General features: G+C 60.8%; 18 protein-coding genes. 4 read left to right on the forward strand and 14 right to left on the reverse strand.

The features are described 5' to 3' along the window. The first annotated feature begins 5 nt into the window (after positions 1 to 5). Positions 6 to 509: a MaoC family dehydratase gene (locus tag BLR25_RS15525; protein WP_218122771.1), complete on the forward strand. Its 504-nt coding sequence runs from the start codon at positions 6 to 8 to the stop codon at positions 507 to 509. Between the two features lie 328 nt (positions 510 to 837). Here the strand turns inward: BLR25_RS15525 and BLR25_RS15530 are convergent, their stop codons facing one another. From BLR25_RS15530 to BLR25_RS21990, 12 genes are all read right to left on the reverse strand, one after another. Beyond that, a complete protein-coding gene (locus BLR25_RS15530) occupies positions 838 to 1,455 on the reverse strand; it encodes a DMSO/selenate family reductase complex B subunit (RefSeq protein WP_091938878.1) in 618 nt (205 codons plus the stop codon). Positions 1,456 to 1,478: 23 nt separating this feature from the next. Next, positions 1,479 to 3,950, reverse strand: a complete 2,472-nt coding sequence (locus BLR25_RS15535) for a DMSO/selenate family reductase complex A subunit (RefSeq protein ID WP_218122772.1) — start codon at positions 3,948 to 3,950, stop codon at positions 1,479 to 1,481. 178 nt (positions 3,951 to 4,128) lie between these two features. Continuing rightward, positions 4,129 to 5,469 (reverse strand): C4-dicarboxylate transporter DctA, encoded by a 1,341-nt coding sequence (gene dctA, locus BLR25_RS15540; RefSeq protein WP_091938814.1) that lies wholly within the window; start codon positions 5,467 to 5,469, stop codon positions 4,129 to 4,131. Between the two features lie 41 nt (positions 5,470 to 5,510). Continuing rightward, positions 5,511 to 6,425 (reverse strand): amidohydrolase family protein, encoded by a 915-nt coding sequence (locus tag BLR25_RS15545; RefSeq protein WP_091938815.1) that lies wholly within the window; start codon positions 6,423 to 6,425, stop codon positions 5,511 to 5,513. Positions 6,426 to 6,508: 83 nt separating this feature from the next. Beyond that, positions 6,509 to 7,474, reverse strand: a complete 966-nt coding sequence (locus tag BLR25_RS15550) for a tripartite tricarboxylate transporter substrate binding protein (protein WP_091938816.1) — start codon at positions 7,472 to 7,474, stop codon at positions 6,509 to 6,511. Positions 7,475 to 7,565: 91 nt separating this feature from the next. After that, on the reverse strand, positions 7,566 to 8,411 hold the full coding sequence (locus BLR25_RS15555; protein WP_091938817.1) for a transporter substrate-binding domain-containing protein: 846 nt from the start codon (positions 8,409 to 8,411) through the stop codon (positions 7,566 to 7,568). 59 nt (positions 8,412 to 8,470) lie between these two features. Beyond that, positions 8,471 to 9,160 carry a 4-carboxy-4-hydroxy-2-oxoadipate aldolase/oxaloacetate decarboxylase gene (gene ligK, locus BLR25_RS15560; protein WP_091938818.1) on the reverse strand — a complete coding sequence of 230 codons (690 nt, stop codon included), beginning with the start codon at positions 9,158 to 9,160 and terminating at the stop codon, positions 8,471 to 8,473. Position 9,161: 1 nt separating this feature from the next. After that, positions 9,162 to 10,190 (reverse strand): amidohydrolase family protein, encoded by a 1,029-nt coding sequence (locus BLR25_RS15565; RefSeq protein ID WP_091938819.1) that lies wholly within the window; start codon positions 10,188 to 10,190, stop codon positions 9,162 to 9,164. Then, positions 10,187 to 11,281, reverse strand: a complete 1,095-nt coding sequence (locus BLR25_RS15570) for a 4-oxalomesaconate tautomerase (protein WP_091938820.1) — start codon at positions 11,279 to 11,281, stop codon at positions 10,187 to 10,189. The genes BLR25_RS15565 and BLR25_RS15570 overlap by 4 nt, the downstream gene beginning before the upstream one ends. Before the next feature lie 86 nt (positions 11,282 to 11,367). Beyond that, positions 11,368 to 12,297: a LysR family transcriptional regulator gene (locus BLR25_RS15575; protein ID WP_091938821.1), complete on the reverse strand. Its 930-nt coding sequence runs from the start codon at positions 12,295 to 12,297 to the stop codon at positions 11,368 to 11,370. Between the two features lie 256 nt (positions 12,298 to 12,553). Beyond that, the gene (locus tag BLR25_RS15580) at positions 12,554 to 14,170 is read right to left on the reverse strand and encodes an EAL domain-containing protein (protein WP_091938822.1); all 1,617 of its coding nucleotides are present in this window, start codon (positions 14,168 to 14,170) and stop codon (positions 12,554 to 12,556) included. Between the two features lie 637 nt (positions 14,171 to 14,807). After that, the gene (locus BLR25_RS21990) at positions 14,808 to 14,993 is read right to left on the reverse strand and encodes a diguanylate cyclase domain-containing protein (protein ID WP_091938823.1); all 186 of its coding nucleotides are present in this window, start codon (positions 14,991 to 14,993) and stop codon (positions 14,808 to 14,810) included. Between the two features lie 84 nt (positions 14,994 to 15,077). Between BLR25_RS21990 and BLR25_RS15590 the strand changes: the two genes are divergently transcribed. After that, positions 15,078 to 15,362, forward strand: a complete 285-nt coding sequence (locus BLR25_RS15590; RefSeq protein WP_176785930.1) for a helix-turn-helix transcriptional regulator — start codon at positions 15,078 to 15,080, stop codon at positions 15,360 to 15,362. A gap of 82 nt (positions 15,363 to 15,444) precedes the next feature. Here the strand turns inward: BLR25_RS15590 and BLR25_RS15595 are convergent, their stop codons facing one another. Together BLR25_RS15595 and BLR25_RS15600 are read right to left on the reverse strand one after the other, a co-directional pair. Continuing rightward, a complete protein-coding gene (locus tag BLR25_RS15595) occupies positions 15,445 to 16,434 on the reverse strand; it encodes a tripartite tricarboxylate transporter substrate binding protein (protein ID WP_091938825.1) in 990 nt (329 codons plus the stop codon). Positions 16,435 to 16,453: 19 nt separating this feature from the next. Beyond that, positions 16,454 to 17,560 carry a mandelate racemase/muconate lactonizing enzyme family protein gene (locus tag BLR25_RS15600; protein WP_091938826.1) on the reverse strand — a complete coding sequence of 369 codons (1,107 nt, stop codon included), beginning with the start codon at positions 17,558 to 17,560 and terminating at the stop codon, positions 16,454 to 16,456. 150 nt (positions 17,561 to 17,710) lie between these two features. Here BLR25_RS15600 and BLR25_RS15605 point away from each other — a divergent pair, with 150 nt between their 5' ends. After that, the gene (locus BLR25_RS15605) at positions 17,711 to 18,616 is read left to right on the forward strand and encodes a LysR family transcriptional regulator (protein WP_091938827.1); all 906 of its coding nucleotides are present in this window, start codon (positions 17,711 to 17,713) and stop codon (positions 18,614 to 18,616) included. Between the two features lie 351 nt (positions 18,617 to 18,967). Next, on the forward strand, positions 18,968 to 20,344 hold the full coding sequence (locus BLR25_RS15610) for an amino acid permease (RefSeq protein ID WP_091938828.1): 1,377 nt from the start codon (positions 18,968 to 18,970) through the stop codon (positions 20,342 to 20,344). Positions 20,345 to 20,540: the final 196 nt, after the last annotated feature.

Here is a 20,540-nt window from a genome sequence, read left to right on the forward strand (position 1 = left end):
CTACCATGAGCTTTCAAAACATCCTCGGCAAAGGCATCGACGAGATCGAGGTCGGCGACAAAGCCTACTTCGCCAAGACGATCTCCGAATATGACGTTTATCAGTTCGCGTCGGTCACTTGCGACTTCAATCCGGCCCATATCAACGAAGCCTATGCCGCCGACACCTTCTTCAAGCATCGCATCGCCCACGGCATGCTGACGCTGAGTCTCGTCTCGAACATCCTCGGCACCCAGTTTCCGGGACCGGGGACCATCTTCGTGTCGCAAAACGTGCGTTTTCTCGCGCCGGTGTTCATCGGCGACACGATCGAAATGGTCGTCGCCGCCGTCGAACTCGACCGCGCGCGCAATCGCATGACGTTCAGCTGCGCGGGCGTCAATCAGAACGGCATCAAGGTGCTCGAAGGCGACGGCATCGTCATGCCGCCGAAGAAGCGGAAACCGAAGCCACCGGCGGAAGCGCCGGTCGACACGCGCGCCGGCGCCGCCGCGGTGTCGGCGGCATAAGAGCCTATTTCGGCGGGGCTCGCGGGTCGCGTTGTCGATACGGGCGGAAGGATGCAAGGCGCGAGGCGCTGCGCATGGTTGTTCCATGCGCAAGCGGAGCAACGCCGCAGACGCCGCCCGTATCGGCAACCCGGAGGGCCGTTTCGTTGCGGGCGTATCGCTACGTTGTGGCCGATTCGTGGAGAATAACTCCACTTCATCGCCCACGCCTTGCGCTACATCCCGCAACGAAACGGCGCGGCCCACGATCCCTACCGAAATAGGCTCTGAACCGCGCCCGACATCGCGACGCGTGTCGCCGCGATGTCGGGGCCTTGGTTCTTCTACCCTACTCGGCCTTCGGCGGATACACCGTGCCGCGCGTGTCGCCGACCGGGCGGCTGTTGCGCGAGGGCTTGAGGACGAGCGAGGGCAGCGTCGTCGCGGCATCGGCGAGCGGCGCCACGGCGGCCAGGCTGCCGTGCTGGCGGCGCAGCTCGGCGACGTCGCCGAACTCGATCGCCCGCTGCGGACAGGCATCGACGCAGCTCGGCTGCGCGCCGGCGCTGATCCGGTCGATGCAGCCATCGCACTTTGTCATGCGGCGGATCGCCCGGTTGTACTGCGGCGCATCGTACGGACAGGCGTCCTCGCAGTCGCGGCAGCCGATGCATTTCTGCTGGTCGATCAGCACCAGGCCGTTGTCGGCGCGCTTGGCCAGCGCCCCCTTCGGACAGACCTCGACGCAGGCCGGCTTGGCGCAGTGATTGCACGCGATCGAAACGTAATAGGCGAAGACGTCCTGCTGCCAGGCGCCGTGGACTTCCTTCCAGCTGCCGCCCGCGTATTCGCTGACGCGCCGGAAGTTGCGCCCGACTTCGAGGTTGTTCTTGTCCTTGCAGGCGACCTGGCAGGTCTTGCAGCCCGTGCACTTGGACAGGTCGACGAAAAATCCCAACTGTGTCATTTGCATATTCTCCGTGTGCGTTCTCAGGCCTTGGCGACGTCGACCAGGTTGGTGTGCTGGGGATTGGCCTTGGCCAACGGCGACGGGCGATGGCTGGTCAGCGTGTTGATGCAGCCACCTTCATCGACGCCCTTGCCGTTCGGCTTGTACCAGGCGCCCTGCGGAATGGCGACGACGCCGGGCATGATGCGCGGCGTCACCCGGGCCGGCAGCAGCACGGTGCCGCGATCGTTGAAGACGCGCACCGCGTCGCCGGTCTTGAGCTTGCGTTTCTCGGCATCGACCGGATTGATCAGCACCGCGTCGGGATGCAGTTCGCGTAGCCAGGCGACATTGTGATAGGTCGAATGCGTGCGGCCGTGGCCGTGCAGGCCGTAGAGCTGCAGCGGATACTTGGCGGCCTTGGCGTCGAGGTGGCTCTCCCAGGTCGTCACGTATTGCGGCAGCGGCGAGATCACGTCGCCGGGCGGCAATTCCCACTCGGCGGCAATCTTGGCGAGCCGCGCCGAATAGATCTCGATCTTGCCCGAGGGCGTGCCGAGCTTGTTCTTGACCGGGTCCTTGCGGAAGCCTTCGAGCGCGATGTTGGCCTTGCCCTTGCCGTACATTTTGGCGATGCCCTGCTTCTGGAACTGCGCGAAATCGGGCAGTTCCGGGTTCTTCTTGCGCGTCTCGTTGTAGCACCACTCGACCCACTGTTCCTGCGTGCGGCCTTCGGTGAACTTCTCCTCCAACCCGAAGCGCTTGGCGATGCCGCGACAGATCTCGTACGAGCTCTTTTCCTCGTAGCGCGGCTTGACCGCCTGCTGCAAGGCGACCAGGAAGCTGCCGGTGCCGGAAGCATAACCGTCGGCGGCGTAGTCGAAATTCTCCTGCGCCATCAGGTCGGGCAGCAGGATGTCGGCATAACGCGCCGACGGCGTCATCTGGTTCTCGATGACGAGCACGAATTCGCACTTCTTCTCGTCGCGCAGGATCGCGTCGGTGCGGTTCAGGTCAGAATGCTGGTTGGCCAGCACGTTGCCGGCGTAGTTCCACATGAACTTGATCGGCGCCTTGAGCTTATCGACCCCGCGGATGCCGTCGCGCTTGGCGGTCATCTCGGTGCCGCGCGCGATCGCGTCGGTCCACAGGAAGAAGGGCAGCACCGCCTTGACCGAATTCTTGCCGACCGGCAGCCCGACGGCGCCGAGTTCGACGTCGCCCTCGCGCGCGCCGGTGTTGGTGCCGGGCAGACCGATGTTGCCGGTCAGGATCGGCAGCATGGCGATGGCGCGCACCGACTGTTCGCCGTTGGCCTGGCGTTGCACGCCGTAGCCCTGCGAGACAAACAGCGGCTTGGTATCGCCGATCAGGTGCGCCAGGCGCACGATCGTCGACACCGGCACGCCGGTGATCTGCGACGCCCATGCCGGCGTCTTGGCCAACTTGTCGGCGCCGTGGCCGAGGATGTAGTTCTTGTAGTCGCTCTTCGGCGGCGCGCCGGCCGGCAGCGTCTTCTCGTCGTAGCCGACGCAGTAGGTGTCGAGGAAGGCCTGGTCGACCTTGTTCTCGGTGATCAGCACATAAGCGATGCCTTCGCAGAGCGCCGCGTCGGTACCCGGACGGATCGGTACCCATTCGTCTTCCTTGCCGAGCATCGAATCGGTATACATCGGATCGACGAGGATCGTGCGTACGCCGCCGGCATCCTTGGCGCACTGCCACTCGTAGCCCTTGCCACCACCCGACTGACGGGTGTTGAGCGGGCTGTTGCCGAAGGAAAGATAGAGCTTGGCGTTGGCCACTTCGGTCATGTAGCTGCCGTTGCCGCCGCTGCCGTAGGTGTAGGGCATCGCCTCGCGGATCTGCGCGCTCGAATAGGTGCCGTACTGGTCGAGATAGCCACCGAGCAGGTTGAGCAGGCGGAAGTTCGGGGCACGACCGGCGACAAGCTGGTAGGTGCCCGACCCGTATTGGTAATAGATCGCATCGTTACCGTACTGGTCGATCGTTTTCTTGAGCGCTGCGGCGATCGTGTCGAAAGCCTCGTCCCAGCTGATGCGTTCGAACTTGCCCTCGCCGCGCGCGCCGACGCGCTTCATCGGGGTTTTCAGGCGCTCCTCGCTGTAGAGCCGCAGGCGCATCGAACGGCCGCGCACGCAGGCACGCACATGCGGCGTCCCGCAGCTATCGACACCGGTATTCTCCGGTTCGATGCGAATCACCTGGCCGTCCTTGACGACGACCTTGAGCGGGCAGCGACTGCCACAGTTCACCACACAGGAACTCCAGGCCGTCGTTTCGCCGGCACCGGCAGCACCGGCTGCCGCCTTGCCGGCGGCGGTTTCAGCCGCCTCGGCACCGCCACTGCGCAGCAGCGCCGGCAGCGTCATCGTCGCCGTCATCACCGAACAGGCGGTCATGAACTCGCGCCGCGACACGCCCTGGCGTTCGAGGTGCTCGACCATGGAATATTCGCCGTGATCCGCACACGGCAGCGTTTTCTCGGACATGATTTTCTCCCTTTAATCCCGACATCCTACACGCTCGTCATCGTGCCATACAAGATCATGCTTATGGCATTGACACGCCTCCGGCGCCGGAAAAAAACATCGCCGTCGTGCAGGCGCAGGACGGCGATGCGGACGGCCGGCGAGCGAGCGCCCGCCTTGACGTTTCGGTGACGCCTCCTCAGTCGGGCGTGCGTTCGATCTCGGCGGCGAACTGCTCGCGGTCGAGCGAGTTCTCCCACTGCGCGACGACGAGCGTGGCGACGGCGTTGCCGATCAGGTTGGTCGGCACCAGCCCTTCGGCCATCAGGCGGTGGATGCCGAGGATCAGCGCGACGCTGGTCACCGGGATCGTGCTGACCGTCGACAAGGTCGCGGCAAGCACGACGAAGGCGGCGCCCGAGACGCCGGCGGCGCCCTTCGAGGTCAGCAGCAGCACGGCGAGCAGACCGAGTTGCTGCATGACATCGAGCGGCGTGTTGGTCGCTTGCGCCAGGAAAATCGCGGCAAAAGCCAGATAGAGACAGGTGCCGTCGAGGTTGAACGAATACCCGGTCGGGATGACGAGGCCGACGACGCTCTTCTTGCAGCCGAGCTTTTCGAGCTTCTCCAGCATCCGCGGCAGCACGACTTCGGACGAGGTCGTCGCCAGGCAGATCAGCACCTCCTCGCGGAAGTAGCGGACGATCTTGAAGATGCTGAAACCGCAGTACTTCGACACGGCGCCGAGGACGACGAAGACGAAGATGAAGCAGACGATGTAGAAATAGCCGAGCAACTTTCCGAGCGTCAGCAGCGAGCCGGCGCCGTATTTGCCGACGGTGAAGGCGATCGCGCCGAAAGCGCCGATCGGCGCGGCGATCATGACGATGTTGACGGCGCCGAACAGGGTCTTGGCCAGCAGTTCGAGCAGGTGGATCACCGGCTTGCCGGCATCGCCGAGCGCCGAGAGCGAGAAACCGAACATGCAGGCGAGGAACAGCACCTGCAGCACATGCCCTTCCGAGAGCGCGCCGAACACGGTGTTCGGGATGATCGCCATGAGGAACTGGACCGTGCCCTGGTCCTTGGCCTGCGTGACGAAATGCTTGACCGAGCCGGTATCGACCGAGGCCATATCGACGTTCATGCCGACGCCCGGTTGCCAATAGTTGACGGCGACCATACCGAGAATCAACGCGACCGTCGTCATGACTTCGAAATAGATCAGCGCCTTGATCGCGACGCGTCCGACCTTGGCCATGTCGCCCATGCCGGCGATGCCGAGAATGACGGTGCAGAAGATGATCGGCGCGATCAGCATGCGGATGCCCTTGATGAAGGCATCGCCGAAAGGCTGCATCTTCGTGCCGAATTCCGGGAACCAGTGGCCGACGACAACACCGACGACCATTGCGACGATGACATAGAACCACAGTTGCCGATACCACGGCTTCTTCACCTTGCCGGCGCCGGCCCCACCCGAACGCCTGACGACCGCCGGCGCTCCCTGACTTTCCACGACGATGCCATCGCTGCTCATTGCTTGCTCCCCTGTATTGAAATGGTATGAAGATCGACGGTTCAGACTTCTTCCGGCCAGTACAAACGCATCGGATTCCCGACCAGCAGCTTCTGCTGCAGGTCCGGCGTCGGCGCGATCTGCGGAATGAAGTCGACCAGCAGGCCGTCGTCCGGCATGTGGTCCTTGAGATTCGGATGCGGCCAGTCGGTCCCCCAGAGCACGCGCTCGGGGAATTCCTCGACGAGACGACGGGCGAAGGGCACGACGTCGCGGTAAGCGGCGCGCTCGCCATTGAGGGCGCGTGGGCCGGTAACGCTGAGGCGTTCCGGGCAGGTCACCTTCGACCAGATGTTGGTGTGCTCGCGCATCAGGCGGACGAAGCCCTCGAACTCGGGACCGTCGACGGGTTTCGTCACGTCGGGCCGGCCCATGTGATCGACGACGACCGTCGTCGGCAACGCGGTAAAGAAGTCGCGCAATTCCGGTAGATCGGCCGCCTCGAAATAGACGACGACATGCCAGCCGAGTGGCGCGATACGGCCGGCGATCTCGAGCAGTTCGTCCTTCGGCGTAAAGTCGACGAGACGCTTGACGAAGTTGAAGCGGACGCCGCGCACACCGGCCTGGTGAAGCGCCTGCAGATCGGCATCGCTGATGTCGCGCCGCACCGTGGCGACGCCGCGCGCCATGCCATTGGAATGAACGAGCGCATCGACGAGGGCGCGGTTGTCGGCACCGTGGCAAGTCGCCTGGACGACGACGTTGCGGGCAAAGCCGAGGCGGTCGCGCAGCGCAAACAACTGCTCGCGCGAGGCATCGCAGGGCGTGTATTTGCGCTCGGGCGCAAACGGGAAGCGCTCGCCGGGACCGAAGACATGACAATGGGCATCGACGGCCCCCGCCGGCAGACGGAACTGCGGGATCGACGGATTGGCGAACCAATCCAGCCAGCCCGGCGTTTTCTCGAAACTCATCAACTCACCTTCTCTCGAAAATCAGGAAAAACCCCGGCCATCGCCCGCGTTCGGCGGGCGTCAGCGACCGGATGACAGAAAGACTATTCGGCCTTGATCTGCGCCTCGCGGATCAGTTTCTCGTAGCGGACGCGCTCGTTGTGAATCAGCTCCTTGAACTGCTGCGTCGAGCCCGGCGTCACCTCGCCGCCGACCGCCGCCATGCGCTCCAGCACTTCCGGCGACTTCAGCGCCTTCTGGATCTCGCCATGCAGCTTCTCGATGATCGGCTTTGGCGTCGCCGCCGGCGCGATGAAGCCGTACCAGACCGAAGCCTCGAAGCCGGGGAAGCCCGACTCGGCGATCGTCGGCGCATCGGGGAAGATCGTCGTGCGCTTGTCGCTCATCACCGCCAGCACGCGCAGCTTGCCGGCCTTGACGTGCGGCAGCACTTCCAGCGCATTGACGGCGACCAGCGGCAACTGTCCGCCGAGCACGTCGATGATCGCCTGCGCGCCGCCGCGATACGGGATATGCAGCAGCGATATGCCGGCCGCGCGCATGAAGAGTTCGACGGCAAGATGCGGCGTCGAGCCGTTGCCCGGCGTCGCGTAGCTGAGCGCACCCGGCTTGGCCTTGGCCGCCGCCATCAGGTCCTTGAGCGAACCGATGCCGGCGTTGGCGTTGGCGGCGATCACGACGGGCACGCGGCCGATCAGCGAAATCGGCGCTACCTCGCGTTCGGGATCGAAAGGTGACGGCTGGAACAGCGTCGGATTGGCGGCGAGCGCGTTGGCCGTCACCATCAGCGTATAGCCGTCGGGCGGACTGTCGATCATCGCCCGCACGGCGATGTTGGTGCCGGCGCCGGGCTTGTTCTCGACGACGACCGGTTGCCCGAGCGCTGTCGAGATCTTCTGCCCGACCGTGCGCGCGACGACGTCGACGGCACCGCCTGGCGTATAACCGACATAAACGCGAATCGGCTTGCTCGGATAGTTCTGCGCCTGCGCGGCCGAAGCCAGACACAGCGCCGCCGCAACGGAAAGACACCACCGCATGATGCTCATGATTTCGACCCTTTCATGACGTTATTGATCGTGTTCGCGGCCCAGTGCCGCTTGAAACTCTGCTGAAATGGAGATGCCATCGCCCTGCTCCTCACGGCACCACGGCGCCGCGCAGCCCGGCACGGGATATTGCCGTGGCGACCGTTCCCCCGCGTTTGGCCTGATCGACAAAATCGCGCAGGAACGGCAGTCCTGCCTCGCGCCCCTTGGGAATCGCGATGGCATGGCGTTCGAGACCCCAGTTGCCGGCCAGCACCCGCCCGCCGGGCAAGGTATCGGCCATCTCGAACAGCGTCGACTTGTTGGTGGCATAGGCTTCGGCAGCGCCGCTGGCAAGCAGGCGAATGCCCTCGCCGACCGTCGTCGCCCGCAGCACCGTCGCCGCCTTGAGGTCGCGCGAGAGCACGCCGTCCGAGGTGCTGCCGGCGGTCACGGCAACGCGCACGCCCGGCCGGTCGATGCCGGCAATATCGGCAATCGCGACACCCGGCGCGACGAGATACCCCAATTCAATATCGAGATACGGCGGCGAGAAATCCATTTCCTTCGCCCGCGCCGGCGAAGCGTTGGTGAACGCGACATCGGCCGCACCCGATTTCACCGCCGCCAGCACATCGGCATTCTTGGCATGGACGACCGGCTCGAAGGCGACCCCCAACCGCGCCGCCAACGCCCGGCCGAGATCATGGCCGACGCCACGCGCCTCACTGCCGTTGGCGCCGGGCAGGATCGAGGTCGGTGTGCCGGGATAGAGCGCGACACGCAGACGGCCGGTCGGCGCGAGGATCGCGGCCGCCTCTGCCGCAACACCGGAAGCACGCACATCCGACGCCGGCGCGGCCGCGTCCTTGCGCGCCGGACCGACCGCGCAGGCGGCCAGCAGCACGGCGGCGGCCAGGCACGGCAGCAGGCGCTTCAAGGCGATTCCATCGTTCATGCGCTCACCTCCTTCATTCCCCGGGATGCCGGTGCGATCCTTGTCCTTCAATCGCCGAGTCAGTCGATGTACTTCAACCCGGCCTTTTCGAGCGGCTCGCGCATCTTGTAGATGTCGAGACCCAGCTCGCCGGCGGCAAAACGCGCGCGCTTGCCCGCCTCGGCCGCTTCGCGCGCCTCGCCGGCATCGGCCACTTGCGCGGCGATCGCCGCCGGCACGATGACGACGCCATCGGCATCGGCAACGACGACGTCACCCGGATTGACCAGCGCGCCGGCGCAGACGACCGGCACGTTCACCGAACCGAGCGTCGCCTTGACCGTGCCCTTGGCATGGATCGCCTTGGAGAAGACCGGAAAATCCATCGCCGCCAGTTCCTTCACGTCACGCACGCCGCCGTCGATGATCAAGCCCTTGCAGCCGCGGGCGCGGAAGGAGGTGGCGAGCAGTTCGCCGAAGAAACCGTCGTCGCTGTCCGTCGTGCAGGCGGCGACGGCGACATCGCCGGCCTGAAACTCGCCGGCAGCGACGTGCATCATCCAGTTGTCGCCGGGCTGCAGCAGGACCGTCACGGCCGTGCCGCAGACGGCCGCACCGGGATAGACCGGGCGCATATAGGGCTTCATCAGCCCGACGCGGCCCATGGCCTCATGGATGGTGGCGACGCCGAGACGGCCAAGACGTTCGACGGCGGCCTTGTCGGCACGGACGATGTTGCGTTTGACGATACCGAGATTGTTCAGGCTCATGTCATTGCCCCCGCGCCTTGAGCGCCGCGTCGAGCCGCGGATAGACGCGGCGGGCGTTGCCCTCGTAGATCTTGTAGCGCTCCTCCGCCGAGAGGTTCGGCGTCGCCTCGATGTAGCGCTTGGTGTCGTCGTAATAGTGGCCGGTCTCGGGGTCGATGCCGCGCACCGCACCGATCATCTCCGAGGCGAAGAGCACGTTATCGACCGGGATCACCTTGGTCAGCAGGTCGATGCCCGGCTGGTGATAGACGCAGGTGTCGAAGAAAATGTTGTTGAGCAGATGCTCGCTGAGCAGCGGCTTCTTGAGCTCCTGCGCCAGGCCGCGGAAACGCCCCCAGTGGTAGGGCGCAGCGCCGCCGCCGTGCGGGATGACGAACTTCAGCGTCGGGAAATCCTTGAAGAGGTCCGAGGTCAGGCACTGCATGAAGGCCGTCGTGTCGGCGTTGAGATAATGCGCGCCGGTCGTGTGGAAACAGGCATTGCAGCTCGTCGACACGTGGATCATCGCCGGGATTTCCAGCTCGACCATCTTCTCGTAAAGCGGATACCAGTGACGGTCGGAGAGCGGCGGCTCCTTCCAGTGCCCGCCCGAGGGGTCGGGGTTGAGATTGATGCCGACGAAGCCGTATTCCTTGACGCACTTCTCCAGCTCGGGAATGCAGGTCTTCGGATCGACGCCGGGTGACTGCGGCAGCATCGCCGCGCCGATGAAGTTATCCGGAAAGAGTTGCGCGACGCGATGGCACAGCTCGTTGCAGATCGCCGCCCAGGTCGAACTCGTGTTGAAGTCGCCGATGTGATGCGCCATGAAACTCGCGCGCGGCGAAAAGATCGTCAGGTCCGAACCGCGCTCCTTCATCTTGGCGAGCTGGTTGGTCTCGATGCTCTCGCGCAGCTCGTCGTCGCTGATTTCCAGCTCGGCCGCCTTCGGCGCCACGCTCGCGTCCTTGAGACCGGCGATCTGCCGGTTGCGCCAGTCTTCGAGCGCTTTCGGCGCCGTCGTGTAGTGGCCGTGAATATCGATGATCATGCGGATTCTCCTGGGGTCCAGATCGATGACGGAATCATCACCTCGCCGCGCATGATCAGGCGCGCGGTGCGCAGCAGGGCAGCGCGGGTGACGCGTTGGGGATCGTTTTCGTCGGTCTCGAGTTCGACCGAGAACTCGCCGGTCGGGTGCTCGACCGACAACCGCCGCACGCGGCCGGGCGACACCGCGGCGATGCCTTGCGTGATCGAGCCTTCGAGCACGCAGGCGGTGGCGACGGTGACCGCCGCCAATACGCCAATGGCATCGTGGCAGACGTGCGGGATAAAGCAGCGCGTGGCGATCGCGCCGCCCTGTGCCGGCGGCGCCACCAGGCACATCTTCGGATAACTCTTCGGCCCGACATCGCCGAGGCCCATCGCCACTCCAGCGGCAAGACGCAGGCGTTCGAGGCGGGCCTTGAGTTCGCTGTCGGCATTCATCGCCGTCACGCTCTCGTCGCCGCGCCGGCCGACGTCGGCGGCACGCAGCAAGACCATCGGCATACCGTTGTCGATGCAGGTGACTTCGAGGCCATCGATGACATCGCGGACGCGGCCGGTCGGCAACAGACCGGAACAGACCGAGCCGGCGGTATCGAGGAAATTGATGCTGATCGGCGACGCAGTCCCGGGCACGCCGTCGATGCGCGCCTCGCCTTCGTAGGCGACGCGGCCGCCGGGCGTGCAGACGGTGATGTCGCAGGCCATGTCGGTATTGATCGTGCGCACGCGCAGCGTCGTCGTCTCGCCCTGCACCGCCGCGAGGCCGGTTTCGAGCGCAAACGGGACGACGGCGGCAAGCATGTTGCCGCAATTGGGGGTCGTATCGACGACGTCCTTGCCGGGTTGCAACTGCGCGAAAAGGAAATCGAGATCGACGCCGGGCACGGCGCTCGGACCGACGATGCCGACCTTGCTGGTCAGCGGATGGGCGCCGCCGAGCCCGTCGATCTGGCGCGCGTCGGGCGAGCCGATCGCGGCGAGCAGCACACGGTCGCGCGTGGCGACCTCCGCCGGCAGGTCGGCCGCGCGAAAAAAGGGGCCGCGCGACGTGCCGCCGCGCATGAACAAACAGGGAATTGCCGTCTGCATCCCGGTCTCCGAAGGTTTGGAATAACTCGATGACGGTATTGTGGCGGCATTGCGGGGCAGCGCCTAGGCGCCTGCCCGACTACTAGCTATAACGTTTTGTTATGGGGTGCGTCCATCGCCTCGGCGCCACTGATGATCAGTTGGCGGAGCACGCGCTGCACATGCCGGATCAGCGGTGTCGGCTGTTTATGCGAAGAACTGACGAGGCACAGCCGGCTGATCAGCGTCGGCGCCACGATCGGCGCTAGCACGAAATGCGATGACAGCCCGCTGACGGCGACGGCCGAGCGCGGCAGCAGCGCGTAGCCGTAGCCGGCCTGCACAAGATTGAGGATCGAGGCGATGCTCGAAATCTCCCAGGCGACCTCGAGCGGGATGCCGAGCAATGCCGATTGCGTCTCGATCAGCTTGCGGATGGCATGAGTGCGCGCCGGCACGATCAGCGGCAGGCGGGCGAGTTCGGCGAAGGCGACACCGCCCGGACCGGCGAGATGCATGTTCGCGGCCGTGCCGACGAGACAGATCGATTCGTCGATGACCGGCTGGATGTCGAGCGCCGGATTCGGATCGGGATTGAGCAGGATGGCGAGGTCGGCGCGACCGCTGGCGATCCACTCGGCGAGGTGCGCCGACAGGCCTTCGACAATCGAGAGCTGCGCCTGCGGCAGGTTCTTGCGGAATTCCTCGACGAGCGGCAGCGTGCACCAGCGGCCGAAACTCGGCGGCAAGCCGACGACGATGCGCCCGCTCGGCACGTCACGATTGGCCTCGATGTCCTCGCGTACGCTCGACATCAGCTGCAGGATGCCGACCGCATGGTCGTAGAGGCGCTTGCCGGCCTCGGTCATCATGACGCCGCGCCCGTTGCGGATCAGCAGCGTCGTGCGCAGGTCGGTTTCGAGCAGGCGCACATGGCGCGACAAGGCCGGCTGCGCGATGTTGAGCACCATCGCCGCCTTGCTGAAGCTGCCGAGTTCGGCGACCCGGACGAAATATTCGAGTTGCTTGAGGTTCATGAAAGTATTGTGGGCCTGGAGCAATGAGATTCAATCGAGGAACGGCATTTCATATGCGGTGAATCTGCCCAGGACGCTTCCTGCAGATACCGGCCCCAGGCGATTATTCTCTTTGGTTTCCATGCATTTGCATAGCCAGGGGGGTGTATCGATTAAGCGCCGGAGTGCTTTGCACCCTGCCCAGGAGCGGCGGCAGGGCGCATGCCATTGACCGCCGAGTGGCAGTCGTCAGCCAGATTCCTGACGCCAGACAGAATCAGATCCGGGGACCGGCCTCGTCCCCGTATTCCTTGTCGACCCATTCCTTCAACTCGGCAAGGGATACCGGTTTTCCGAAATAGTAGCCTTGACCGAATTCAACGCCGAGTTCTGCAAGCCGGTCGGCCTGCCTTTCATTCTCGATACCTTCTGCGATCACTTCGGCGCCCACCGCACGAGCGATCTGAATGATTTCCGGAATCAGGGATGAACGAACCGTGACGTCTTCCATGTCCCACACGAACGAACGGTCAATTTTCAGATAGTGCGGCGCAATCGACCTGACGCTCGACAGGTTCGAGAATCCGGTCCCGAAGTCGTCGACGGCGATGAGATAGCCATCCCCCTTGACGGCCTCCACTTCACTCTTGATTGCCTGCGATATCTGCTGCTCGGTCACTTCGACACAAACCCGACCGCCTCGATTTGCATATGCGGCGAAATGTGTGTTCAAGAGCATGCGCGCCTGACTGCTCTGCAGCGTGTCGGGAAAGAAGTTGACCGCCACCTTGAAGTGCTCCGGTAGCGGAAGCTTCTCCAGATCTTCGGCGGCTCTCATCACGACAACCCGGTCCATCTGCGCCGTCAGTCCCTGCGCAATCACTTCGGGAATGAATTCATCCGGAAAGAGTACGCGATTTCCATAAGCCAATCTCATGAGCACTTCACACCCGGCGATTTTGCGGGTCTTGAGGCTGACGACCGGTTGGAAGGCGCAGCGGACGTTTTCCGGCCTCAGCAAGTGTTTCAGATGTGCCCTGAAGGACAGACGGCTCCGAATCACCGGCAGGGTCGCAAAGTATGTCAGTCCTCCAAGGACCAAGGACATTGCGGCCAGGACAAGGATCAGCAGTCGATAACGCGTGGTGATAGCCAACCAAGGTATTGCGCTCTGCAGAATGTTGGCGGTTTCCGGAACTGCCGTTGAAACCCAGAAGATCCCCATCTCGTAATTCCATCCTGACAGCTTGCCTTCCACGGGGAGAACAGTACTCAGGAAAGCAACCTCGGCATCGGGAATTTGCGGCGCCCTGTACATGATCAAAGGCACTCGACTGGGCAAGCGTAGTCGTATCAGGGAAACGCCGGTGTCGTGGAGTTCGCGAAGCCTGAAAGGGGAAATGACGGCGTCGAAACGACCCAATACGGTAATCGATGATTTCAGCCCCTGCTCGCTGATTTCCAGAGGTCTGTTGAGAAAGAGATTGAAGATCTCTCCGCTTCGTTGGAGGACATACACGGCGTCGGGCGCGCCAGCGTCGACAGGCACCGACAAGATCCCGTCCGTGGTCGTGCATGCAAGTTTGCGGTTGTCATCAAATACACCGAATTCGCCGATGTATGAAGAACCCAGCGTCCATCGGCGCAAGGCTCTCAGGGTCTTGTCCGAGCAATCGGGTTCCAGGTCTTTCGCGGCAGTCCGCAGATAGGTCACCGAATCCCGCACCATGCCAGCCAGCATTTTCCCTGCCGCATCATGCACTTCGCGAACTCTTGCGATTTCCATCACGCCGACCATCGCGAAGCACACCATCAGGCAGGCCAATGTGACAAGGATGCTCGCCATGGCGGCCAGCAAGGGCGGCAAAAAATTGGCTTTGGCTTGCACTCGCATGCTTACATCACAGGCTGTTGTCCGTCGAAAAAGGGAGGTCTCGGGCTGATTCACCACATTATGCAAACAACAACCTGTGCCTATTCCAGCGACTTGGAACGCTGGTTGCTCATCAATGCCGAGCGATCATCTCGATATCGCCGCAACTTGATTGTGACCACCCACTCGTCACCGATTGTACGCATTCGGAATCTCGCCGGAAAGCCACCGGTGGTAAAAACCGCATGCATTATGGATGACGGCTTCCGCTGGCGGCGATACGGGTTGGCAATCGGCCGGCAGCGGTCTGTCCCGGAATCAGCGTCGGCGACATTCGCATAACCGCTTCGCATCGGAAAGCTGACACAGCATACACTTCGGGAAATCGGCCTTGGCCGACCTTGGCCTTGCGGCGAAACTCGGGCAGCAATGGGCCGCTTATCTGCCATTCAGTCTCAAATGATGCTGAACGACCGGTTTTCTCTCACGCGAACGCTAACTCCCGACCCTGAACCGACATTTTGCTCATTAGCCAATTGGAGGCAGCTTACTGATGCTGAGCAGTCGGTCGATTGGCGGCTTACGTGAATCCGGCACGACAGTAATTTGCGTGACACCTGACTCAGAGCGCCAACAGACCGAGTGATGGGGTGGTTAGCTAATTTTCTAGCGCGAAGAACTTGAAGCGGTTGCGGCCAGCCTGTTTGGCCGCATACATTGCGATGTCCGCCTTCTTCATCAATTCCTGAGCGTCGTCCTTACCGCTAACGGGGTATACGCAGATGCCGATAGTCGTGGTGATAACGAGTTCGTTTCCCCTGGTTCTAACGGGACCTTGGACTATCTAAGTGCAATGCTGGAGCACACGAAATCAGTGAAAAAAAGCGAGCACGGGGGGGCAAAACAGCGTAGCCAGGAGGTGTACGAAATGTTGATTAACATGCATGGAAAACTGCCGACTTTAAATGAATTGGCGGCCCAGTTCGGATGTTCCGCACGCTTATTGAACGATGATTTCGTCGCCGAATTTGGTGGCTCGATTTACGCTTTCATCACCAGCCAGCGCCTGGACGAGGCGCACGAGGCGATCCTGCAGAGCAATGTCCCGTTAAAAACCCTGGCCTTCAAATTGGGCTATGCCCATGTCAACCATTTCATCACGGCATTCCGCAAGAAATATGGCTACCCACCGGGAAGTTTGCGGAAACAATGAAAAAATGACCGGAGTGTCCAACCTGCGCAAAAAAATTAAATGCACATTAACTTCCCCGCCGATAACGGGACCACCAACTTACTCACGCCTCTGGCTTTATATCAGCTGCTTTCACAACCTTCGTCCATTTAGCAATTTCACTCTCGATCTTTGCCTTAAACTCGCTCGCTGTGCTACCCACGGGAATAAAACCTTGCTCAACGAGTTTCCCCTGTAATGGCCCACTGCGCACCGCTACTGACGCAATTCCGCTAATCTTATCTAGAATTGTTTTCGGCACTTGTGCCGGTGCAATCAACCCGAATAGCGGGGTGGCGTCGACACTTGGCAGTCCGAGCTCCGCCATTGATGGCACATTGGGTAGTTGGGCAGAACGCGTTGCACCAGTTACCGCCAGAGCTCTCACTGCCCCTGAGCGAATGTGTTGCAACATGGAAGGCACCGTCGTAAAACCAAACGCCACATGCCCACCGACCAAATCTGTAAGGGCTGAATTTCCTCCCTTGTACGGGACATGAATGACATCTGCGCCTGTTGCTGCTCGTAGTTGCTCACTTGCCAAATGAGGCGCACTGGCTACACCCGCAGAACAATAACTATACTTTCCTGGCTTTGCTTTGGCCAAGTCAATCAACTCTTTCAGCGTATTGGCGGGCACGGAACTGTGGACACTCAAGACCAAAGGAGCCGTAGCCATCAGAGATAAGGGGGCAAAATTCTTGACCGTATCGTACGGAAGCGCACTTCCGAATAACGCTGGGTTAATTACGAAAGCAGTATCAATAAAACCTAGCGTCATGCCATCTGGTGTTGCATCAGCAATCGCCTTTGTTCCAATTCTCGTGCCTGCTCCGCCCTTGTTATCAACAATGTGAACGACACCAAGTGTCTGTTGCAAGTGTTGAGCCATCATGCGAGCCAGCATGTCTGTTGCTGCGCCAGGAGCATAGGGAACGATGATTTTTGCTGTCCCCGCGCTTTGCGCATGAGCGAGATTCCCGATACCCAATAAGTCTACAGCCACGCATGCGGTTGCCGCCTTTAAGATTTCACGCCGATTAAAGTCTCGCATTTGGTCAGCTCCATCAGAACTATATGAGTTTTACAAAATTCCCTTGGATCAGATCTTCCTCTGGATCTGCCCCAAGACCTGGCAAATCCGTGAGTTGAAATGCTCCGTTCTTCATTGGAATTAGATCTCGATACGGCACGAAACCAAGGTCGCAATAGATTCGTTCGACTGTAACTTCTTGTGGATGTGCCGCCAATGCGTGAAGCGTCGCGAGAAAACCGGGGCCAAAATAGGACGAATGTGGCGCTAATCTGACCGACGAGCTTTCGCATTGCTTTGCGATCTTCCACAGCGCCGATAATCCTCCACACTTCACAGCACTCGGCTGCACAAAGTCGACTGCGTGAGACGTAACCATGTTAGAAAGTTCGACGACACTGCTTGCATTCTCACCAGCAGCCATCAGCACTTCTGTCTCGCTTCGAAGAGCCTGTAGCGTACGAATGTCTTCTGGCGGCCAAGTGGGTTCCTCGATCCAATAGGGATTTGAGGGAGCCATTTCACGCACGACTGAAATTGCATCCTCGATCGTCCAGGCACAATTGACATCGACCATGAGTGGCATTTCTGCACTCATTACCGAGCGTGCTGCATTAACCGCATTTGCAGTTTTTTCATGCAGCTTAATCTCCTGATAGCCATCATTGAGCGCTCGGGAAACATTTCTCTGAACGAAATCGGTATTCCCGTAATACTGAAGCAACGAGGCATACGCTGGAATGGTCGTACGCCTGCCTCCCCCGAGTAATTCGTACACGGGAACCCCTGCCAATTTTCCTCGGATATCCCAAAGAGCGATATCAAGACCACTCAGTGCATGGATGACCGGACCTGACCGTCCCATCAAGTGCAGTGCTCGCTCAAGCGACGGCATTAGTGTTGGATCAAGGGCATCACGCCCTTCTGCAAGGGGCGCTACGCGATTGCGAAAGATCGATGACAACGCATCAAGGTCGGCACTATAAGATTCACCCCAACCAACCGTACCATCAGCGAGTTCAATACGAATCCAACCACTGTCAAGAGTGGTTCGTGCCACTCCGGCAAATAACGGTGCCGGAGCTCCATGATCAAACGGCAGACGAACTTGGAAGCAGGTCACGGATTTGATAAGACTTGATGACATTAGATATGTTTGCCTAAGAATTATATGTGCATATAAATAGTAGCCTTGCAGACTAAGTTACTATGTCTGGTCTGCGTCTTTAGCCGCATGGTAATCTAAGCCGTTTCACCGGTCTAAGCCAAAAATTGTATGTTTTGATTCATTTTTTAAATGGCACTCGATATCAGTCAATTGAACTGCTTCGTTGCGGTCGCTGAAGAGCTGCATTTTGGCCGAGCGGCGGCACGTTTATGCATGACTCAGCCACCATTGAGCCGGCAAATTCAACTACTGGAACATGCTCTTGGCGTGCAATTGCTCGAACGTGGCAATCGTAGTGTTAGCCTTACAGCAGCAGGGCGAGTCTTTTTGCCCGATGCTCGCCAAATTTTGCATCTCGCTGAACGAGCCACCAGTACGGCGCGTCGCGCCGGTCATGGCGAAATGGGCCGTATCGTTGTCGGATTTACTTCGGTGATAGGAATAGACCTGATGCCTCAAGTGGTCGCATCGGCGCGGAAGGCATTGCCCCATATTGACATCATTCTCAAGGAGATGGTCTCGATTGAGCAGATTCAGGGGCTAGAAGCGAATACCATCGACCTGGGCTTCACGCGCTCATTGCCTATTCGAGGGAATCTAACGCGAGAACAGGTTGCCAGCGAAAAAATGGTCGTGGCTTTGCCAATTGAGCATCCATTGGCTGCCAAGCAGACCATCAGTTGGCAAGATCTGCATGGACAGCCATTCATCACGTACACCCCAAAAACTGGCAATTACTTTTACACGATCATAACCCGATTGCTGAACGAACTCGGCATCGTGCCTGAGTATGTCCAGCATGTTGATGAGTCGCACACCATTCTCGGACTAGTACGTGCCGGACTCGGCATATCGATTGTGCCGGAATCTGTAAGCGTTCTCTACACCGACAAAGTGGTTTTCCGTCCCATTGGACGTAACGAACTGAGGGCTGATACCTGCATGATCTGGCGGTCCGATTGTTGCAATCCGGCTCTGGTCACCTTTCGTGACTTCGCCTCGAAGCATTTTGCCCGCTTCAGATTACCCAGTTGATCTAGCCTACCGGTGACAGCAGTCGGTGGCATATCGGTCCTTTCATCCGTGGGCTGCCAATGTCCACTAAGGCCGACGAGTGTAAATTCGCACCGCCGGATCTCAGGCAAATCCTCGGCCTCAGCGGTCATTGGCGATCCGTCCAGGCGCTGGCGGAAATGTACCGATAATTCGCCGCTCATTCGAAAGTGACTTTGAACGGCAGCGTCTCAATCGGGCGAACTCGAACTTTGGACGGCGGATTCAAGCGATCGACGCGACAGATTGATGGAATCGTTCAGCGGTCCGTTTTGCGAAAAAGCTCGTTTATAATTCGCGCGCAAAACCCTACCGAAACGAATACGAACTCCTATGAATCTTCAACAAAACGGCGAAGAGCTGAAACGCGGCCTGAAAAACCGCCATATCCAGCTCATCGCACTGGGCGGTGCCATTGGTACCGGTCTGTTTCTCGGCATCGCCGACACCATCAAAATGGCGGGCCCGGCCGTGCTGCTCGGCTACGCCATCGGCGGCTTCATCGCCTTCCTCATCATGCGCCAACTCGGCGAGATGGCGGTGGAAGAGCCGGTTGCCGGCTCCTTCAGCCACTTTGCCCACAAGTACTGGGGAGAGTCGGCGGGTTTCGCCTCCGGCTGGAACTACTGGGTGCTCTACGTGCTGGTGAGCATGGCCGAGTTGACTGCGGTCGGTATCTACGTGCAGTACTGGTGGCCCGAGATCCCGACCTGGATGTCGGCGGCCTTCTTCTTCGTGATTATCAACGCGATTAATTTGACCAACGTCAAGGCGTTCGGCGAGATGGAGTTCTGGTTCGCCATCATCAAGGTGATCGCCATCCTCGGCATGATCGGCTTTGGCGCTTACCTGCTGTTCTCCGGCGGTGGCGGTCCCGAGGCCACGATAAGCAACCTCTGGGCTCAGGGCGGCTTCTTCCCCAACGGCTTGGACGGCCTAGTGATGGCCATGGCCTTTATCATGTTTTCCTTCGGCGGTCTGGAGCTGGTCGGCATCACCGCAGCGGAAGCTGACGATCCCGAGAAGAGCATCCCCAAGGCCACCAACCAGGTGATCTACCGCATCCTCATCTTCTATATTGGCGCCCTGACCGTACTGCTCTCGCTCTACCCCTGGGGCAAGGTGGTCGAAGGAGGCAGCCCCTTCGTGATGATCTTCCATGCCCTGGACAGCGATCTGGTGGCCAACGTGCTGAACCTGGTCGTGCTGACCGCCGCGCTCTCCGTCTACAACAGCTGTGTCTACTGCAACAGCCGCATGCTGTTCGGTCTCGCCAAGCAGGGCGACGCCCCCACGGCGCTGCTCAAGACCACCAAGAGCGGCGTCCCCCTGATGGCCCTCACCATCTCGGCCGCCGCCACCCTGCTGTGCGTGCTGATCAACTACCTGATCCCGGGCAAGGCCTTTGGTCTGCTGATGTCGCTGGTGGTCTCTGCCCTGGTCATCAACTGGGCCATGATCAGCCTGGCGCACCTCAAATTCCGCAAGGTCAAGGCCGCCGAGGGGGTGACCACCAAGTTCAAGGCGCTGTGGAGTCCGTTTGGCAACTACCTCTGCCTCGCCTTCATGGCCGCCGTCCTGGTAATCATGTACATGAACGACGGTACTCGCATCTCGGTCGAGTTGATCCCGGCCTGGCTGGTCGTGCTCGGCCTGGGGTCTCTGTTCAAGCTAAGACGTCAGGGCCAGGTTGCGACCGACCTGACCTGAGCATAGCTACGCTTTTCACGCACATGCCGGTCGATGATCGGCATTTTTCTTTCTGCCGTCCGAGCGTGCTGATGAAAACAGCCCTGGCAACCGTCAGCGCCCCAAGGGCAGATCACTTCCCTTTGCCCCAGGCGAATAATGTGGCGGCACTTCTGCCCCTGAGGCGGACGTCAACAGCGCCAGACACATCCGCTCC

The sequence above is a fragment of the Propionivibrio dicarboxylicus genome, from assembly GCF_900099695.1.
Classification (GTDB): domain Bacteria; phylum Pseudomonadota; class Gammaproteobacteria; order Burkholderiales; family Rhodocyclaceae; genus Propionivibrio; species Propionivibrio dicarboxylicus.

What these genes read in the sequence shown, in the direction of transcription:
- BLR25_RS15525 (WP_218122771.1), top strand. Translation starts at nt 6, where the DNA reads ATGAGCTTTCAAAACATCCTCGGCAAAGGCATCGACGAGATCGAGGTC.
- BLR25_RS15530 (WP_091938878.1), bottom strand. Translation starts at nt 1,455, where the DNA reads ATGACACAGTTGGGATTTTTCGTCGACCTGTCCAAGTGCACGGGCTGC.
- BLR25_RS15535 (WP_218122772.1), bottom strand. Translation starts at nt 3,950, where the DNA reads ATGTCCGAGAAAACGCTGCCGTGTGCGGATCACGGCGAATATTCCATG.
- dctA (WP_091938814.1), bottom strand. Translation starts at nt 5,469, where the DNA reads ATGAGCAGCGATGGCATCGTCGTGGAAAGTCAGGGAGCGCCGGCGGTC.
- BLR25_RS15545 (WP_091938815.1), bottom strand. Translation starts at nt 6,425, where the DNA reads ATGAGTTTCGAGAAAACGCCGGGCTGGCTGGATTGGTTCGCCAATCCG.
- BLR25_RS15550 (WP_091938816.1), bottom strand. Translation starts at nt 7,474, where the DNA reads ATGAGCATCATGCGGTGGTGTCTTTCCGTTGCGGCGGCGCTGTGTCTG.
- BLR25_RS15555 (WP_091938817.1), bottom strand. Translation starts at nt 8,411, where the DNA reads ATGAACGATGGAATCGCCTTGAAGCGCCTGCTGCCGTGCCTGGCCGCC.
- ligK (WP_091938818.1), bottom strand. Translation starts at nt 9,160, where the DNA reads ATGAGCCTGAACAATCTCGGTATCGTCAAACGCAACATCGTCCGTGCC.
- BLR25_RS15565 (WP_091938819.1), bottom strand. Translation starts at nt 10,190, where the DNA reads ATGATCATCGATATTCACGGCCACTACACGACGGCGCCGAAAGCGCTC.
- BLR25_RS15570 (WP_091938820.1), bottom strand. Translation starts at nt 11,281, where the DNA reads ATGCAGACGGCAATTCCCTGTTTGTTCATGCGCGGCGGCACGTCGCGC.
- BLR25_RS15575 (WP_091938821.1), bottom strand. Translation starts at nt 12,297, where the DNA reads ATGAACCTCAAGCAACTCGAATATTTCGTCCGGGTCGCCGAACTCGGC.
- BLR25_RS15580 (WP_091938822.1), bottom strand. Translation starts at nt 14,170, where the DNA reads ATGCGAGTGCAAGCCAAAGCCAATTTTTTGCCGCCCTTGCTGGCCGCC.
- BLR25_RS15590 (WP_176785930.1), top strand. Translation starts at nt 15,078, where the DNA reads ATGTTGATTAACATGCATGGAAAACTGCCGACTTTAAATGAATTGGCG.
- BLR25_RS15595 (WP_091938825.1), bottom strand. Translation starts at nt 16,434, where the DNA reads ATGCGAGACTTTAATCGGCGTGAAATCTTAAAGGCGGCAACCGCATGC.
- BLR25_RS15600 (WP_091938826.1), bottom strand. Translation starts at nt 17,560, where the DNA reads ATGTCATCAAGTCTTATCAAATCCGTGACCTGCTTCCAAGTTCGTCTG.
- BLR25_RS15605 (WP_091938827.1), top strand. Translation starts at nt 17,711, where the DNA reads ATGGCACTCGATATCAGTCAATTGAACTGCTTCGTTGCGGTCGCTGAA.
- BLR25_RS15610 (WP_091938828.1), top strand. Translation starts at nt 18,968, where the DNA reads ATGAATCTTCAACAAAACGGCGAAGAGCTGAAACGCGGCCTGAAAAAC.